19 protein-coding genes and 1 riboswitch are annotated in these 16,418 nt (G+C 42.3%); of the genes, 15 read left to right on the top strand and 4 right to left on the bottom strand.

Going from position 1 to position 16,418, the window contains the following annotated elements; translation table 11 throughout:
* Positions 1-33 precede the first annotated feature (33 nt).
* Positions 34-414 carry a hypothetical protein gene (locus NB463_RS04825; protein ID WP_258431400.1) on the bottom strand — a complete coding sequence of 127 codons (381 nt, stop codon included), beginning with the start codon at positions 412-414 and terminating at the stop codon, positions 34-36.
* A 284-nt stretch (positions 415-698) separates the two neighbouring features.
* Here NB463_RS04825 and NB463_RS04820 point away from each other — a divergent pair, with 284 nt between their 5' ends.
* The 10 genes from NB463_RS04820 to NB463_RS04775 all read left to right on the top strand — a co-directional run bounded on the left by NB463_RS04820 (position 699) and on the right by NB463_RS04775 (position 9,819).
* Positions 699-995, top strand: a complete 297-nt coding sequence (locus NB463_RS04820) for an isoamylase early set domain-containing protein (RefSeq protein ID WP_005396349.1) — start codon at positions 699-701, stop codon at positions 993-995.
* Between the two features lie 214 nt (positions 996-1,209).
* A complete protein-coding gene (locus tag NB463_RS04815; protein ID WP_258431399.1) occupies positions 1,210-1,923 on the top strand; it encodes a response regulator in 714 nt (237 codons plus the stop codon).
* Entirely contained in the window at positions 1,923-3,218 is a 1,296-nt protein-coding gene (locus NB463_RS04810; protein ID WP_258431398.1) for an ATP-binding protein, read from the top strand. Before NB463_RS04815 ends, NB463_RS04810 begins: the two co-directional genes overlap by 1 nt.
* A 117-nt stretch (positions 3,219-3,335) precedes the next feature.
* Positions 3,336-3,728 carry a glycine zipper family protein gene (locus tag NB463_RS04805; RefSeq protein WP_150916969.1) on the top strand — a complete coding sequence of 131 codons (393 nt, stop codon included), beginning with the start codon at positions 3,336-3,338 and terminating at the stop codon, positions 3,726-3,728.
* 143 nt (positions 3,729-3,871) lie between these two features.
* Positions 3,872-4,228: a diacylglycerol kinase gene (locus NB463_RS04800; RefSeq protein WP_145472743.1), complete on the top strand. Its 357-nt coding sequence runs from the start codon at positions 3,872-3,874 to the stop codon at positions 4,226-4,228.
* A gap of 22 nt (positions 4,229-4,250) precedes the next feature.
* Positions 4,251-5,906 carry a phosphoethanolamine transferase gene (locus tag NB463_RS04795; RefSeq protein WP_258431397.1) on the top strand — a complete coding sequence of 552 codons (1,656 nt, stop codon included), beginning with the start codon at positions 4,251-4,253 and terminating at the stop codon, positions 5,904-5,906.
* 123 nt (positions 5,907-6,029) lie between these two features.
* Positions 6,030-6,962 (top strand): Gfo/Idh/MocA family protein, encoded by a 933-nt coding sequence (locus tag NB463_RS04790; RefSeq protein WP_258431396.1) that lies wholly within the window; start codon positions 6,030-6,032, stop codon positions 6,960-6,962.
* 217 nt (positions 6,963-7,179) lie between these two features.
* Positions 7,180-7,611, top strand: a complete 432-nt coding sequence (locus tag NB463_RS04785; RefSeq protein WP_005373685.1) for a YccF domain-containing protein — start codon at positions 7,180-7,182, stop codon at positions 7,609-7,611.
* Between the two features lie 633 nt (positions 7,612-8,244).
* A complete protein-coding gene (locus tag NB463_RS04780) occupies positions 8,245-8,583 on the top strand; it encodes a hypothetical protein (RefSeq protein WP_006741201.1) in 339 nt (112 codons plus the stop codon).
* Positions 8,584-8,970: 387 nt separating this feature from the next.
* Positions 8,971-9,819 carry a patatin-like phospholipase family protein gene (locus NB463_RS04775; protein ID WP_258431395.1) on the top strand — a complete coding sequence of 283 codons (849 nt, stop codon included), beginning with the start codon at positions 8,971-8,973 and terminating at the stop codon, positions 9,817-9,819.
* A gap of 143 nt (positions 9,820-9,962) precedes the next feature.
* Here NB463_RS04775 and NB463_RS04770 read toward each other — a convergent pair whose 3' ends face one another.
* Positions 9,963-10,811 (bottom strand): pirin family protein, encoded by an 849-nt coding sequence (locus NB463_RS04770; RefSeq protein ID WP_258431394.1) that lies wholly within the window; start codon positions 10,809-10,811, stop codon positions 9,963-9,965.
* A 391-nt stretch (positions 10,812-11,202) separates the two neighbouring features.
* Between NB463_RS04770 and cspE the strand changes: the two genes are divergently transcribed.
* From cspE to NB463_RS04745, 5 genes are all read left to right on the top strand, one after another.
* Positions 11,203-11,412 (top strand): transcription antiterminator/RNA stability regulator CspE, encoded by a 210-nt coding sequence (cspE, locus tag NB463_RS04765; RefSeq protein WP_005396336.1) that lies wholly within the window; start codon positions 11,203-11,205, stop codon positions 11,410-11,412.
* Positions 11,413-11,652: 240 nt separating this feature from the next.
* Positions 11,653-11,862 carry a hypothetical protein gene (locus tag NB463_RS04760; RefSeq protein ID WP_053807947.1) on the top strand — a complete coding sequence of 70 codons (210 nt, stop codon included), beginning with the start codon at positions 11,653-11,655 and terminating at the stop codon, positions 11,860-11,862.
* A 50-nt stretch (positions 11,863-11,912) separates the two neighbouring features.
* Positions 11,913-12,053: a PA3496 family putative envelope integrity protein gene (locus NB463_RS04755; RefSeq protein ID WP_005396335.1), complete on the top strand. Its 141-nt coding sequence runs from the start codon at positions 11,913-11,915 to the stop codon at positions 12,051-12,053.
* A gap of 250 nt (positions 12,054-12,303) precedes the next feature.
* Positions 12,304-12,403: riboswitch (purine riboswitch) on the top strand.
* Between the two features lie 89 nt (positions 12,404-12,492).
* On the top strand, positions 12,493-13,506 hold the full coding sequence (locus tag NB463_RS04750) for an adenosine deaminase (protein ID WP_104973475.1): 1,014 nt from the start codon (positions 12,493-12,495) through the stop codon (positions 13,504-13,506).
* 129 nt (positions 13,507-13,635) lie between these two features.
* Positions 13,636-14,109, top strand: coding sequence for a peroxiredoxin (locus NB463_RS04745; protein ID WP_005396331.1), 474 nt, complete (start codon positions 13,636-13,638; stop codon positions 14,107-14,109).
* A 51-nt stretch (positions 14,110-14,160) separates the two neighbouring features.
* Here NB463_RS04745 and NB463_RS04740 read toward each other — a convergent pair whose 3' ends face one another.
* The gene (locus NB463_RS04740; RefSeq protein ID WP_006741205.1) at positions 14,161-14,568 is read right to left on the bottom strand and encodes an SPOR domain-containing protein; all 408 of its coding nucleotides are present in this window, start codon (positions 14,566-14,568) and stop codon (positions 14,161-14,163) included.
* Between the two features lie 214 nt (positions 14,569-14,782).
* Positions 14,783-15,952: a D-alanyl-D-alanine carboxypeptidase family protein gene (locus NB463_RS04735; protein ID WP_134646426.1), complete on the bottom strand. Its 1,170-nt coding sequence runs from the start codon at positions 15,950-15,952 to the stop codon at positions 14,783-14,785.
* Positions 15,953-16,418: the final 466 nt, after the last annotated feature.

The following is a 16,418-nucleotide window of genomic DNA, read 5'->3' as shown; positions in this document are numbered from 1 at the left end:
AGGGGGAAACCCCAAGTAATTTGAGATGAGGGATTAAACAATCGGAGGACGATAAGGCTTGGTGATCACTGTCACTACTTTTTCGACTAGAGGCCTATCAATCAATGCAAGGCTGTAAGGAAGAAGCAGTAAGTCGTTTTGAGATAAGTTGGCGGGAATTTTGACCATGCAGGAAGAGCTACAACTCGTGTGAGACTGTTGTGCCTTATTGATGGTTGACTCATCGTGATGTGATTCTACACAGTCGTCATTGACACCAAGTTGTTTGTGCAGAGCAGCCTGTTGAACAATAATATCGCGTACTTCAATTGTTTTCACCGGGGCTGAAGCCTTCGCCATAGGAGCGACACTGCTCAAAAGCATAGCGGCTAAACAAACTATCGCGGTCAACAATGTACGGTTAAACTTCAACATAGCTACATCAACAAAAATGGTGATTTAAGATAATACATGATAACGATTTGACTTCAAGATACGGACTCTGAGTTCCGCCTCACCTAAAAACTTGGTACGTTAACGGTTCTATATCCTTGAGGCTTCTCAATACCGCTCCCCCCTCACATGAACTCATAGCGATTAAGCTATTCATCATTCAGATAGTTCTTCACCTGATACCAGCGACAATTCGATAAAACTTGAAATCGTTATGAAACACGAGTAATAGTTAGAGCAGTTTTTGTACGAACAAGGAAAGATCAATGCTTAAAAAGAGATTCTTTAAGACAAAAGATGAAGTTGAAGTCACGTTCGAGCTAGATAAAGACCAGTGGGACTCCATCCATATTGCTGGGGATTTTAACAACTGGCAGCCAGAACCGATGAAATTAGTGAAGAAAAGCCGTCAATTTAAATTTAAAACGCGCTTACCTAAAGAGCAGAATGTTCAGTTCCGCTACTTGCTCAATGATGCAAAGTGGGAAAACGATCCTCAAGCCGACGCTTATGTTCCCAATGCTTTTGGCAGCGACAACAGCGTCGTGTGCACCACCGAATAAAACGTAAGTTCACTCTAATATTCCATATTAAGGCGCAGCAGTTGCGCCTTTTTTAGCCTCTTCATAATGTGATTAATGATTAAGTTTGAATCATTACTTGGGGTATTTATCGAATCAACTCATCCGATAACCTTATTCTGAGAAAGCTTTATTTGAAATAATTCGTAAATTTGTTTAAGTTCCAGTGATATTAAATATTGTATACATCACTCAAATGAACGCACAACAAGTCAAACCATCTTTAATCATCGTGGAAGACGATCCCAAATTACAAGCTATGCTGGGAGAGTATTTTGTTGAACAAGGTTTCCAGGTCAAATGTATCGACAACGGGACAGACGCACCCGAAGCGATTATTGACACACAGCCAGACGTGGTTTTGTTAGATTTGATGCTACCTGGACAAGACGGCCTGAGCGTATGTCGTCAAATCCGTGAATGCTACAAAGGCAAAGTGTTGATGCTGACAGCGAGTGATGACGACTTCGATCACGTCGCCGCATTAGAAATTGGCGCCGATGACTTTGTTACCAAGCCAATCAAACCTCGCGTGCTGCTGGCACGCATTCGCATGCTATTGAGAAGAAAAGAGGCAGCCTCTACCGAGTCCAAAAACGGTCTACAAGTTGGAGTGCTGTGTTTAAACCGATTACGTAAATCATGCGTCATGAACCAGGAAGAAATTGCGCTGACTGACGGTGAGTTCGATTTATTATGGGTTCTCGCAACACACGCAGAAAAAACACTCTCACGTGAGTGGTTAACGAAAACACTACGTGGTATTGAGTACGACGGTACAGATCGCACCATTGACAACCGTATTGTGACATTGAGAAAAAAATTAGGCGATGCCTCTTGCTCTCCACAAAAAATTATTACGGTTCGCGGCAAAGGCTACCTATTTATGCCTGACGCATGGAATGAATAATGAGACGGATTTATCTGGAAAGCTTTGTCGGTCTTATCATTCTATTTATGGTGAGTTTGTGGGGTTACGAATTCTTAGTCTATGAGATCAACACAGATTACGATTACCTGCTACAAGAGCAAGAAGGCCAAGCTTTCCACGATCTGATCTATCCTATCTACGAAGAGCACGGACTAGAATACACTCAACAACAGCTTGAGCAATTTGCCACGTCCAGCCATCGCTTGTTGATTCCTCATACGCTCGAAGAACTTCCAGAGGACATCAGAAAAGCATTTGAAAGTGACACCTCTGTTAACGTTGCTTACGACGAAGAAAGGGATATATGGTTCCGCCTAGATGCGGACACCCCTATTTTCAAAATGATCGATGATCCGGATAGCTCAGTTATTCAGGCGATTAACTTTGATGACAACATTGTATGGTTATTCTTTTTAGCCGGATTTGCTCTGTATTGCATACTGCTGATCTGGTTTTTGAGTCGTCGAATTCGTGAGTTAGAAAGAGTCACGGTAGAGTTTGCTTCAGGCAACTTCAAAGCACGAGCAAGCACCTCAAGTGCCAAGTCCGTTGGAACGCTGAACAAAAGCTTTAATACGATGGCTGACAAAGTTTCTCGCCTGATCACTAGCAATAAAATGCTGACCAATGCAGTTGCGCATGAATTACGCACTCCTATTTTTCGTTTACAGTGGCAAGCTGACTTGTTATCGGACTCTACATTAACCGAACAACAGAAAAAGCATGTACGTAGTATCGTCGAGGACATTGACGAGATGGAAGACATGGTTGAAGAGTTGCTTTATTACGCCAAAATGGAACGCCCAGATACGGCGTTGCAAACAGAAAACGTAGCACTCGCCAAGTTAGTTAGTGAGTTAAAACAGAGATGGCAAAAAGAGACCAAATTATCTATCTCAGTCAATGAAACAAACTCTGAAAACGCGCGCGCATTCGCCGATCCAAAACTGCTAAAGCGTGCCTTGGATAATCTGCTACGCAATGCAATGCGATACGCAAATACTCAAATTATGGTTGAGATAAAAAGTGATCAGCAAAGCTGTTTAATCCATGTACATGATGATGGTATAGGTATAGAAGAGCAGCATTGGCCTCACCTTTTTGAAGCATTTTATAGCGCGGATGAGTCCCGAAACAAAAACACGAGTGGATTTGGGCTCGGTTTGGCGATCGTCAGGCAGATAATGGAACTTCAACATGGTGAGGTTTCGATTTCTCATAGCCCACTTGGTGGTGCTTGCTTCACACTTCGTCTTCCAAAATCAGACAGTTAAGCTAACGTCTTTCCTCCTTTACAGAAGACGACACTTCAATACACTCCAGCGACAGAGCCCAACAATAAAACAGTGTACATTTAATCCATAAATTCACAGAACAAATGGATAATACTCATGTACAAACCTTTTATTCTGGTTATGACGCTTGCCTCTACTCTTACCGCTTGTACTTATAATCAAAAGCCTGTTGTCGACATGACCAATGTTGATCCTGCTAAATATGAACAAGATTTTCTTTATTGCCAAGGGTATGCGGATAACGTAGACAAAGCGGAAGCTGCTAAATCTGAAGCCGCTAATGGTGCTGTTACAGGTGCACTAATTGGGGCAGCAGCTGGAGCGCTAGAAAGCGGGATAGGTGGGGCTGCTGTAGGTGCTGCTGCAGGCGGTGCTGTAGGGGCTGGGGCCGGAGCGTTGAGTGGAAGCAATGACTCCACCAAGACACAATCTCTCGTACTGCGAAAATGCCTTCAGAATAAAGGCTATACCGTCTACGACCTTGATTAATTCAACTCTTTTTTCTTATTCAAACCCTATATCGTTGTGTGATGAATGCCATTCACAAATGTTTCACGCAAGAACGATTAGTCTCTTTTCATCGTTTGGATAGATGCACAATTTAAATTATTAAGCTGTAGTAAGGTCATATTTTGAAGCCAGGAAAAACAGGTCTACGCCGTGTCATGGATGCGACCGGCTATTCATTTCAGGGATTGAAAGCCGCATGGAAATACGAAGCCGCCTTCAGACAAGAACTGACTCTAGCCTTAGTGCTTTCCGTCTGTGCTTTTTTCCTTCCAGTCACCACATTTGAAAGAGTACTGATGATCAGTAGCCTGTTATTGGTCCTGATCGTCGAACTTATTAATTCCGCCGTAGAAGCGGTTGTCGACCGTGTTAGCGATGACTGGCACGAGCTCAGTGGTAGAGCCAAAGATATCGGCTCGGCTGCAGTATTTGTTGCGCTCACTCTTGCCCTTTTTGTTTGGGCTTCGTTCTTGCTCTGATTTTGATTCAAGACATTTACTTATGAAGACACATAATTTGCAACAAAAAGGTATCTCGTACGTTACCTTTACTTTCTTGTTGGCACTCTATTTCGCGCTGGTTGTAAACATTCCTATTTACAAAGAGCTGAATGGTATTTTTTCAAGCCTAGATAATGTCAAAATTGGTTTTATTATTACGATACCCATTTTCTTTCTTGCCGCGCTCAATTTCCTTTTTAACTTATTTAGTTGGCCTTGGGTTGGAAAGCCATTCTTTATTATTTTGCTCATAATTTCGAGTATGGTGAGCTACGCAAGTTACAACTATGGCACGCTTTTCGATTCTGGAATGATTGCTAATATTGCTGAAACCGATTCGAGCGAGGCAAGCTCTTACCTGAGTACTTATTCTGTAATCTGGACGCTACTTATGGGGGGCGTCCCTGCGATGATTGTCTATAAGGTCAAGTTGCAGTCTCAGCGCCACCAATTGCTGTATTTTTCTCTCACGAAGTTGGTGTCGATGTTGTCATCTCTTGCAGTAATTGCTGTTATTGCCAGTGTTTACTACCAAGACTATGCATCTGTCGGTCGCAATAACAGCTATCTGAAAAAAATCATTATTCCCACTCAATTCGTTTACAGCGCGACTGGGTATGTAAAGGAGAAATACTTCACCACGCCAGAGCAGTATCGCGAGATTGGCATCGATGCAAAGCAGTCAGATAGCGCAGTAAAGCAAGCACAGAACAAGCCGACACTACTGGTGTTTGTTGTCGGAGAAACCGCTCGAACGCAAAACTACCAACTCAATGGCTATAAGCGAGAGACAAACCCTTACACCAGTAAGCTGGATGTGATTTCATTTCAAGAGGTTGCGTCTTGTGGCACTGCAACTGCAGTATCTGTGCCTTGCATGTTTTCTCAGCTCACGCGAAGCGAGTTTGAACGGACCAAGGCAGATAACCAAGACAATGCTCTCGACATCATGCAGCGCGCTGGAGTGGACCTCATCTGGAAAGAAAATGATGGCGGAGACAAAGAAGTCGCCCACAAGATCAAGAAAATTGAAGTGAACCGAAAGCAAGCAAGTCCTCTGTGTAACGGTCAAACCTGTTACGATATGGCGCTGTTAGATCACTTTGATCAAGAAGTTGCGGATATGCACGGCAATCGCGTTGTCGCCATGCATCTTATAGGAAGCCATGGTCCTACCTACTTCCAGCGTTATCCTAGAGACAAAGCGTTTTTCAAACCAGACTGCCCACGTGCAGATATAGAAAACTGTAGCGTCGAACAAATCGTGAATACTTACGACAATACGATACGCTACACTGATCTTGTGTTGGCAGAAACCATCAACAAACTCAAAGCATTAGAGTCTCAATATAATACCGCTCTCATTTACGTATCGGATCATGGGGAATCGCTAGGCGAAAACGGATTGTTCTTACATGGCATGCCTTACGGCCTTGCCCCAGACTTCCAAAAACGTGTTCCTTTGCTCATGTGGTTATCTTCCGGCTTTAAACAAGCGAAAAAAATCAACACCGACTGTTTGTCGAATGAAGCGCAAAAGGCAGGCCAGTACTCACATGATAACGTGTTCCACTCTTTATTAGGCGTTATGGATGTACAAACCCAAACTTACGACGGCAAGTTAGATATATTCAAAGACTGCCGCACGACTTCCTAAGTGGACCAATAAAGCCTGACTCAAAATGTGAGTCAGTCTCTTTTCTAACAAGGCATTTAAACTCATCACCTTGCCAAGCGTTATACTACAACCTGCCATCCATACATCGAAATAAGGACTAGGATGAAAATTGGTATTATTGGTTTAGGAGATATTGCTCAGAAAGCATACCTTCCCGTTATCACTCAGCTTCCAAATATCGAACTTGTATTTTGTACCCGCAACGCAAATGCACTTGAGAGTCTGGCTAAGCAATATCGAATCTCAGAGACCTGTCAAGACTACCAGCAGCTTCTGCACTTTGGCGTAGATGCTGTCATGATTCATGCGGCAACAAGCGTACATCCTCAAATCGCAGCATTCTTTTTGCAGAATGGAATCCCAACCTTTGTCGACAAACCATTAGCGGACAACGCTGATGACGTGGAAAAACTGTACGATATTGCCGAAAAAGAAAAAAAACCACTTTATGTGGGCTTCAACCGACGTCATATTCCGCTTTACAACCAACACATGCCAGAAGTACAGCAAGGCAACATTTCTGACCTAAAATCGCTACGCTGGGAAAAGAACCGTCACCAACTACCAGGCGATATTCGTACCTTTATATTTGATGATTTTATTCACCCATTAGACAGTATTAACGTGACAGCCAAGACCGATTTAAAAGAGGCTTACATAACGCATCAACTTGAGGGTGACCAATTGGCGCGTTTAGATATTCAGTGGCAACACGGAGATACTTTACTCCACGCTTCGATGAATCGTCACTTCGGTATGACTATGGAACGCGTTCAAGCTTGTTATGCAAACAAAGCAATGGAGTTCGACTCCTTCGTTGAAGGGAAACGATGGCAAGCGAACCAAGAGCAAAAAATCAATTTGAAAGATTGGACGCCAATGCTGACGAGCAAAGGTTTCCATGCGATGTTGCTCGACTGGTTTAACGTCGTTGAATCTGGGAAAATCGCCAGTGAAGTAGTGAAACGCAACATTGCTAGCCATCAGTTAGCAGAGCAAATTTGTCAATATATCGAGAAAGTTACCTCTAGGTAGCTTAATTCTTGGCTATATGCTTAATCGAGTATTACGCTCTATACTAAAACAAACGTAGCTTCAGGGAGTCATTCATTCTCTGTTAATACTTATGCGGCTATTCTATCAAGCAAGTGAATGAGGGAACGGATCACGTTTATTAACGGAGTGGTTCTAGTTTTACATTACGATACCCTCAGGAACCTGCATCGTCATATTCAAGAGTAAAGGAAATAGAATGAGAACACTCGGTAACATCATTTGGTTTGTATTTGGTGGCGTATTTATGGGGTTGCTATGGTGGTTTTTCGGTATCTTAGCCTTTATTAGCATCATCGGAATACCTTGGGGGCGTGCGTGTATCGTTATGGGTAATTTTTCCTTTTTCCCATTCGGAAAAGAAGCCATTTCACGCGATGAATTGACCAATGAAATGGACATTGGTACGAGCCCTCTAGGCGTTATCGGCAACGTCCTTTGGTTTGTCTTTGCAGGTCTTTGGTTAGCAATCGGTCACGTACTTTCCGCCGCAGCGTGTTTTGTAACCATCATTGGTATTCCGTTTGCACTCCAACACCTGAAGCTTGCGGTTATTTCACTCGCACCAATTGGTAAAACGGTTGTGTCGTCAGAAGAAGCTGCAATGGCTCGGTACAATATCAACCGCTAACAAACAGCCAATATACTTTCTATCCTCTGGGCAGTATTGCTCAGAGGGCAACTCCCGTCAAAAGTAAGCCTATTATCGCTATCGCATATTCAATAATGATTGATTGTATATCCATACCGTCACCTTTAAGTTGAAGTTCACCCTAGCTCTGTACTACTTTACTTTTTTATTAATCAATGGATTAGCTTAACCCTCCAAGCTCACCCACGCTCAAAAATCAGTATTATTTCCGCTCCTCTAAATTGAGTTTATTTACGAAAAGTCGAACTATAAGCATAGTTGATATTAATGATTTTTGACGATAAATAACTCACACCAATCCAGCGATAGTTCCAGCGTTTACTTTTTCTCAATAAACGTAAGCCGTTACGAAAGCGGGTTTCTTCCCGATCAAAGCCACCACTTCGCATCACTATCGCTTTTCTTTAAAAGGCAACAAATATTCGTTGTTATCTTGAGTAAATTATTTTGTTTGTCGCATTTAAGTTCAATCAATATTATTCGCGACATCAGAGAAATAGACCATTGAGCTCCTTAGCATTTATCACAGACATAGAACGTAAAGCCCCTTTTTTGCTCGTTTTTCTTTTTACAAATGTTCTAACTCAACGTCTATTCAGACAGGAATACACCGTGGATAAATATCAAGCTGCTTATGCCAAACGTCTAGAGAAGTTAAAGGGTAATCAATCTCCAAAAACGATAGCCCGTCTTTCGGCTTGGGAGGCATTTCTTAACAAAGAGTACGAACTCCAAGACTTAGAATACCAACTATCAGACGCAGCACACCTACACTATGAACAATCTCATGTGAAAAATGATATTTCTTTTAAGGCGTTCAAGCGGGCGTTCTATAACGAATCCATCAAAATCTACAACCTAACCGATGGCGCCTCTATACAGAAAGTATTCACTCCGCTGCTCGCATTAACAACAGTTTGGGTGCTATTTATCTGCTTTTTTGACAAGTGATCATCACTTTTATTAGAACAATAAACTTAGGGCGCTTGCATTATGATTCCAAACGATAACCAGACGCACAACGCCCCACTTAAATATAAAAAAGGAGTTTGATCTTGTATGTCTAAGATGACACTTCTTTTAATTACAACAACGATCAGTATTGGAATTACAGGCGCCGCTTTCTGTGTGGGAGTAACATATTTATTCAGTGCGCTTTCACTAAATGAGCTGCTCAATAACCTGTAACTCTCTAGGCTTAATATAAAAAGGGCATCCATCGATGCCCTTTTCTTTTACTTAAGGAGATGCCCTAGCACTTAGGACCACTTGGGTATAAAACCGTTATGCGTTAAGCTGCATTCTATTCATCCAATAGGTAAAGAATGGAACACAGTGATGGAACAAGTAGGAGAGCGTGCGTTGATTGTCGAAGGTGGGGCGATGCGAGGTGTATTTTCTTGCGGCATACTCGATCATTTTCTCGCTAACGAGTTCTCTCCATTTGATAGCTTTTGGGGCGTATCGGCGGGCGCAAGTAACTTGGCGGCGTATTTAGCTAAAATGCCCGGGCGCAACTTAAAAATCTATCTCGATTACAGTTTAAGGAAAGAATTCATCTCACCATCTCAGATTCTACGTGGCGGCGATATGATGAACTTAGATTGGATGTGGAACGTCACTCTCAAAGAGCTTGGCATCGACAAGTCCGTACTAAAAGCGGATTCGAGACCTTTCTTTTTAGGCGTAACACGTCAAGACAATGGCCAAGCCGAGTACCATACTCCTAATGTCGACGAGCTCGCAGAAACAATGAAAGCCAGCAGCGCGCTTCCATTACTTTACCGAAATGGTGTCTTACTGAACGGCACCCGATACGTTGATGGTGGGGTTTCTGATGCACTTCCTGTCGCAGAAGCAATAAAGCGGGGAGCCAAAAAGATTATGGTTTTACGCAGTCAACCCTCTAGCTATCAAAAGCCGAAAGGAAAGTTCAGCGCACTAACCAAACGGATGTTGAAAGAAACGCCAGGATTAATTGAGCCGATGTTGACGCGTGAAGTTCGCTACAATCAAACTTTAGCACTGATCGACAATCCACCATCGGGAGTCGAAATCATCCAAGTTTGTCCTCCCGAATCATTTAAATTAAAACGATTGAGTCGCTCGCCAGTACCATTGCGCCAAGCTTATGAGTTAGGTATTGAAGCAGGAAAAGAAGCCATCATGCGATGGAATCAGAAGTAGAAAAAAGCCACGTGGATTAGACGTGGCTAACGCAAATTCGATGGCAGTGGATTATCGTATTTGCTTCTGGTCGAGCCCAATAGTCAGGCTCAAAACTGTTGATAACTGCGCTACTCACAGAAAAGGGAGTTAGGATGTTGACGCTAGTAGGTTTCAAACAATCCTGAATTGTAGTCTTGGATTGCTTGTTCTATTTCTTCCATGCTATTCATTACAAAAGGGCCATAGTGAACCACTGGTTCATTGATTGGTTCGCCAATAAAAATCAGAGCACCACTCTCCTTTTCGGCTTGTAATTCAACCCATTCACCTTTCGATAGAATCGCCATTTCGCCTTGATTGATCTCACGATCTTTTAACTGAACACGACCTTTATAAACGTAGATCATCATGTTGTGGTCTTGCTCCGTGGTCAAATTCAAAGCGTGGCCAACCATCGCTCTCCAATCGGCCACCGTGGCAGCAACACCTGTTTCTGTTAGAGGCCCCTGAATACGTTCGTTGTTTATAGTCAGATGACCAGCAATCAAGCGCACAACGCCCGAGCTTTGAGTTTCGAATTCCGTTATCGTTTCAGGTTGAAAGTCATGATATTGAGCCGGTGCCATCTTATTTTTCGCAGGCTGGTTTATCCAAATTTGGAAACCATGCAATTCACCTTCCTGCATAATAGGCATCTCACTATGAATGACGCCTCTTCCTGCCGCCATCCATTGAGCGCCACCAGAACGAAGCTCACCAACATTATCCATATGGTCACGATGCTGGAAATGACCTTTCAACATATAAGTAAGCGTCTCGATGCCGCGATGAGGATGAGGAGGAAAGCCACCCACATAATCAGCACGGTCGTCAGACTTAAGTTCATCCATCATCAAAAATGGAGAAAAACTCTCATTATTAAACCCTGCTACTCGACGAATTTTCACTCCGTCACCATCAGCAGTGGGTTGTGATTGAATAAGCTGACGAATTTCTCTGAATGTGCTCATACTATTTCTCCTCGTTTACCTTTGTGGCTGCTTGCAAACCGCATGTTCAGCCATGGCTATCGATATGGTTCTATTTTAGATTGAAGAAAAATAATCATGAGCCTTGCTATTTGAGCTACTTATTCAAATTTTTCGAACAGCACACTTATCCAAGCTATCGACATATATTTAAAAATAAGTGTAGCTATTTCCTAAACAAGGTGTATAGTAGGCCTTGGCTCTTAGAAGAGAGCTGTTAATGCAACATTTAGTTTAAGTTTCCTCTCAGTAAAATCTTGAATCCCCCAATTCAGACACCTGCGTACAACTTCCTCTTGATTGAACATTCAATAGCTTAGAAAAGATCCACAAAACAAATTCAAATTTTAATGTTTAATTCAAAGGTATTTTTATGTCTAAAGTAAACGGCTCAGTAAAATGGTTTAACGAAACTAAAGGCTTTGGCTTCCTATCTCAAGACAACGGTGGTCAAGATGTATTCGTACACTTCAACGCTATCGTTTCTGACGGTTTCAAAACACTGACTGAAGGTCAGAAAGTAAGCTTCAACGTAGAGCAAGGTAAAAAAGGTCCTCAAGCGACTGAAGTAACTCCTCTATAAGACTGCTTTTCTTGGTGTAGCATCCCCATGCTGCACCAAACCTCTCTCCTTCAAAAATATTCTCACATTAATCACTCAGCCTAATATCAGGCATTGCTTTGTGCTACCTAAAATAAATAGGATAGTACTGCTTAATTTATTATTTATAGGAAAAATCATGTCCTCAAAAAGAACAGGCCGTCAAAGGCATTGGTATCAATTACTTAACAAAGACAAAATCACTAAGAAACAGGAGAATAAATGTTAGAAATTGAATTTAATCTAGAACAACCTCACACCTCTTGGAACGCTAAAATACATCAATTAAATGGTGATATTTTACGAAGGCACGTATTACCTAAGCTTCATTCTCATAGTTACATGATCGATTTTGAATATTGTGAGAAAACGCAATCTGGAACTATTCTCTGTGATTCAGGTTCAAAGTTAGGAAGTTTTACTGTTAACTAATTCAGTTTTCATGCATTAATGAATGATGCAACTAATTTGGAAGGTATCCAATGGCTAGAAAAAGTAAGAAGCAAGCAGAAAAAGACAAGAAAGAGTCTGAGCAAAACGCGGCGGCGGTAAAACAAAAAACGCGACGCCGTATAGAAGACATTATGGAACAAAGAGAATTTGACAAGTTATTTGATCTATAAGCTATCCTTGACTCTCTCAATTCTCTCTCTGCTCCATCGTTGTGCAAGGTACCGCCACCTACCTTTGCTCAAACGAAGCCTCACTCTTTTTCCTCACTTCTAACAACACGATAAGCCTCGTGCACGCCCAAAAACCAATTTGCTCCTCTATACCCAAGTGACTTATACGGTTGCCAGTTACTTTTCTTAGAAAAACCCTTCGACTACTGACAACTAGGTTATTTGCGTATAGCCAAATTGAGAATTTTGCGTATAATCGCCTCGTTTGCTTCGTATAACCCCAATGATATGGTTTGGGGGTCTCTACCAGTTCCCGCAAAGTGCTGATTACGAAGAGTTGAGATCATCGTGGGTCTTACTCTTTGTGATAGCGTTCGATTTATTCTTATCTATACCTATTCTTAGAGTAACTGCATCCACAATACACATAAGGTGGAATATGAACGCATTTATTCAAGGTCTTCCAAAAGTAGAGCTGCACTTACATATCGAAGGTTCACTTGAGCCAGAACTTCTCTTCAAGTTAGCACAACGAAACGGCATCGACATTCCTTACTCTTCTCCGAGTGAACTACGCAGCGCGTATCAGTTCGAAGACTTACAGTCATTCCTTGACCTTTATTACCAAGGGGCGGATGTTTTGCGTACAGAGCAAGACTTTTACGATCTCACTTGGGAATACTTACTGCACTGTAAAGCGGATAACGTTATTCATACCGAAATCTTTTTTGACCCACAAACGCATACAGAGCGCGGTATTGACTTTGACACCGTTATCCACGGGATCGCCCGCGCACTACAAGATGGGCACGAGAAGCTCGGCATTACTTCACAAATCATTGCGTGTTTCCTCCGTCACCTTTCAGAAGAAAGCGCTATGGAGACTCTGCAAGCCGTTCTGAAACACCGTGATAAGATCATCGGTGTCGGTCTAGATTCTTCAGAACAAGGCCATCCACCAGCTAAGTTCAAACGAGTATTTAAACAAGCGGTAGAAGCAGGCTTACTGACTGTTGCTCACGCAGGTGAAGAAGGCCCCGCACAAAACATTACCGATGCAATTGAAATGCTTCACGTCAGCCGCGTGGATCATGGTGTTCGCTGTGTTGAGGATGAAGCATTAGTCGAGTCGTTAATTGAAAGCAAAATGCCACTGACGGTATGTCCATTATCGAACCTTAAATTGTGTGTATTTGACGATATGAACGATCACAATATTGTCGAGCTACTGCGCAAAGGGGTCGCTGTGACAATTAATTCGGACGATCCGGTATACTTTGGTGGTTACATGACAGATAACTTTTTAGCCGTCAACAACGCACACCCAATGAGTAAGAATGAACTAGCTCAATTCACAATGAATGCGATTGATGCTAGCTTCATCGATAATGAGTTGAAAGCGAAGTATCGCCATCTCGTTAGTCAATACGTAAGTCAGCATGAAGCGTTGTAATAAAGCCATCAGTGCTACATCTTGGGTCAAACACTTAGGTGCTAAAACCTTACAAAAGCTCTGTGGTTAACCGCATTTATAAGCGCTAGACTGAGAAAGCTAAACTAGCACACAAAAAGGAATAAAATCATGATTCAACAAGGCCAAGCTCTACCAGTTGCGACTCTAAGCGAATTGACTGCCGATGGTATGGTTAACCACGACGTGACTGAGCTGTTTGCAAACAAGAAAGTCGTACTCTTCGCTGTACCTGGCGCATTCACCCCAACGTGCTCGGAAGCTCACCTACCAGGCTATGTGGTATTAGCCGACGAGTTGAAGGCAAAAGGTGTTGATTTAATTGCGTGTGTTTCTGTAAACGATGCATTTGTGATGCAAGCTTGGGGCGAAGCTCAAAACGCTTCAGAAATCCTGATGTTGGGTGATGGCGACGCAAGCTTTACTAAAGCATTAGGTCTTGAAATGGATACCGGCGGCTTTGGTGGTATTCGCTCACAACGCTACGCTATGATCATTGAAAACGGCATTGTGACCAAACTTAACGTTGAAGAACCAAAAGAGTTTGAAGCAAGCAAAGCAGAAACGATTTTAGCGGCGCTTTAAGCTTACCCTTAGATACAAAAAACGGAAGCCATTGCTTCCGTTTTTTGTTGGCTAACGCATTCTCACAACACTCGTTTGTTGCTTACGCTGCATTTCCGCAAAAGTCAGCACAAATGGGGATGACTGCTTTACGCGGCTCGGCAGTGAAGAAAGCGCATTGTAGGCATCCTGTTTCGTTTTAAAATCGCCAACAGTTACCGTATACCAACGCGTGCCTCGGCTGTTTTTCCAGTTAACCCAAACCGGATGCTTAGGATCGATATAACGAATGTAATCTTTCACATCTTTTTCTTGCTTTAGCGCGAGTACCTGCATCGTGTAATGGTTTGGGTTTAAATAACCATACGCATCCTGAGAGGTCATTACTCCAACACATTGGCCACTATCGACCTGCTGCTGGTAAGGCATAGCGCAGCCCATGAGCGATAAAATCAATGTCAAAGATAAAATCTTGTGCACGTGTCACTCCATTTTTGTTCTAGTTTCTTTTTTCTCGCACTCAAAAACACAAAAACGCTTCTAATTAGGCGAAAATAGACCCACACGAGAAGATTCGATGTTTTAGCGCAACGAGTATTCCAAAAAAGTAAGGCGACCACGTTGGCCGCCTTAGTAAATTGATTTAATAGAACAATAACAAGATAGAGTGATAATGGCAGAAGTTAGCTGTTTTTTAGAGCCAACTCGCGACCAATTGCTTAAACCAGTCTAAAATTCGCTTGAATAAGCTGCCTTCTTCCACCGATTCCAACGCTACAAGTTCGGCTTCATTCACAACTTTACCTTCGACTTTGTAAAGCACTTTACCAACCACTTGTTGCTCAGAAATTGGCGCTACCAAATCGCCATTATATTCAACTTCAGCTTGTAGCTTTTTCACATCCCCTTTTGGTAAAGTGAGATAAACGTCATTGGCAACGCCTACTTTAAGCTCATCTTGTTCGCCCATCCAAATTCGAGCGTTCGCAACTTCCGTTCCTGCCTCGGTTGGCATTACCGTATCGTAAAAGCGGAAGCCATAACTTAACAATTGCTTGCTTTCGGATTCACGGATATTCTCACTTTTCGCTCCCATTACAACAGCAATCAAACGCATATCACCTTGAGTCGCTGAAGTCGCTAGACTATAACCAGCACCGCTCGTATAACCAGTTTTCATGCCATCAACATTCATACTGCGATCACGAAGCAAGCCATTGCGGTTATATTGCGTAATACCGTTGTAGGTAAACGAGGTTTCGCTATACAGTGGGTAGATGTCAGGTAAGTCACGAATAATAGCCTGACCCAACTTGGCAATGTCATAAGGTGTTGAATATAAACCGTCACTGTCTAGACCATGAGGGTTGGTGAAAGCCGTGTTAGTTAATTCAAGCTTAGCAGCCCAACTATTCATCAAGCTTACAAACCCTGATTCACTACCTGCGACATGTTCAGCAATGGCCACACTAGCATCATTACCTGATTGAACAACCAGGCCACGGTATAAGTCAGATAGAGAAACGGAAGTATTGACTTCAATAAACATCTTTGAGGAATCTGGGAAGTTTTTTGCCCAAGCATTTCGGCTAATGACGACCTCATCATCCAAAGTAATATTACCTGCGTTAATTTCTTGACCAGCCACATAAGCCGTCATTAACTTCGTTAAGCTCGCAGGATTTAGCCGTTTATGTGCATCACGTTCAACCAGCACTTTCCCAGTGTGAAAGTCCATCAAAACATAGCCACGAGAACTGAGTTCCGGTGCATTTGGCACAACCGTTGGTGCTGCATAAGCCAACGAAGATACAGCAGCGAACCCTGTAATTAACACTGTGTTTAATATAGTACTTTTTCTCATCATGACATCTTATCTTAGTAGCATTTAAGGCTTACAAACGGTACCCGAATGAATTCAAAGCGCAGGGTTACCTAGGTAAAGAGCGAGTATATTGAAACGGCGCTCAGTTACAGCCACCTTGTTACGATTAGTTACTTTTACTCAATGTTTGTCGAGAATAATGAGAGGTAGGTAGAGCTTTCGTCTAGAAAGATGAGACAAGAGGCGAGAAATCATGCCGTTATGCGATGTAATTAGTGTTAAGAGAAAAAACCGTACAAGCCAGATCTAAAACTAAGCTTGTACGGGAACAGATAGCTAAAAATTTTATCACTATCTAACTAGGGGCAACTAAGAAAATCTACAATTCAACTAATAATCCGAACTAATAATTTACTAATTAATACTTCATCTCGGTCATAACAACATAATAATTTATTGTCAGAATTTCAGATAAAAATAAAAATTTAATTTATATATAACCTAA

It is taken from the genome of Vibrio sp. RM-41-2B (assembly GCF_024744415.1).
In the GTDB taxonomy this organism is placed as follows: Bacteria; Pseudomonadota; Gammaproteobacteria; order Enterobacterales; family Vibrionaceae; genus Vibrio; species Vibrio diabolicus.
Note: the sequence above shows the minus strand (reverse complement) of the source record. Positions and strands in the feature narration are given on the sequence as shown.

What these genes read in the sequence shown, in the direction of transcription:
- NB463_RS04825 (WP_258431400.1), bottom strand. Translation starts at nt 414, where the DNA reads ATGTTGAAGTTTAACCGTACATTGTTGACCGCGATAGTTTGTTTAGCC.
- NB463_RS04820 (WP_005396349.1), top strand. Translation starts at nt 699, where the DNA reads ATGCTTAAAAAGAGATTCTTTAAGACAAAAGATGAAGTTGAAGTCACG.
- NB463_RS04815 (WP_258431399.1), top strand. Translation starts at nt 1,210, where the DNA reads ATGAACGCACAACAAGTCAAACCATCTTTAATCATCGTGGAAGACGAT.
- NB463_RS04810 (WP_258431398.1), top strand. Translation starts at nt 1,923, where the DNA reads ATGAGACGGATTTATCTGGAAAGCTTTGTCGGTCTTATCATTCTATTT.
- NB463_RS04805 (WP_150916969.1), top strand. Translation starts at nt 3,336, where the DNA reads ATGTACAAACCTTTTATTCTGGTTATGACGCTTGCCTCTACTCTTACC.
- NB463_RS04795 (WP_258431397.1), top strand. Translation starts at nt 4,251, where the DNA reads ATGAAGACACATAATTTGCAACAAAAAGGTATCTCGTACGTTACCTTT.
- NB463_RS04790 (WP_258431396.1), top strand. Translation starts at nt 6,030, where the DNA reads ATGAAAATTGGTATTATTGGTTTAGGAGATATTGCTCAGAAAGCATAC.
- NB463_RS04785 (WP_005373685.1), top strand. Translation starts at nt 7,180, where the DNA reads ATGAGAACACTCGGTAACATCATTTGGTTTGTATTTGGTGGCGTATTT.
- NB463_RS04775 (WP_258431395.1), top strand. Translation starts at nt 8,971, where the DNA reads ATGGAACAAGTAGGAGAGCGTGCGTTGATTGTCGAAGGTGGGGCGATG.
- NB463_RS04770 (WP_258431394.1), bottom strand. Translation starts at nt 10,811, where the DNA reads ATGAGCACATTCAGAGAAATTCGTCAGCTTATTCAATCACAACCCACT.
- cspE (WP_005396336.1), top strand. Translation starts at nt 11,203, where the DNA reads ATGTCTAAAGTAAACGGCTCAGTAAAATGGTTTAACGAAACTAAAGGC.
- NB463_RS04760 (WP_053807947.1), top strand. Translation starts at nt 11,653, where the DNA reads ATGTTAGAAATTGAATTTAATCTAGAACAACCTCACACCTCTTGGAAC.
- NB463_RS04755 (WP_005396335.1), top strand. Translation starts at nt 11,913, where the DNA reads ATGGCTAGAAAAAGTAAGAAGCAAGCAGAAAAAGACAAGAAAGAGTCT.
- NB463_RS04750 (WP_104973475.1), top strand. Translation starts at nt 12,493, where the DNA reads ATGAACGCATTTATTCAAGGTCTTCCAAAAGTAGAGCTGCACTTACAT.
- NB463_RS04745 (WP_005396331.1), top strand. Translation starts at nt 13,636, where the DNA reads ATGATTCAACAAGGCCAAGCTCTACCAGTTGCGACTCTAAGCGAATTG.
- NB463_RS04735 (WP_134646426.1), bottom strand. Translation starts at nt 15,952, where the DNA reads ATGAGAAAAAGTACTATATTAAACACAGTGTTAATTACAGGGTTCGCT.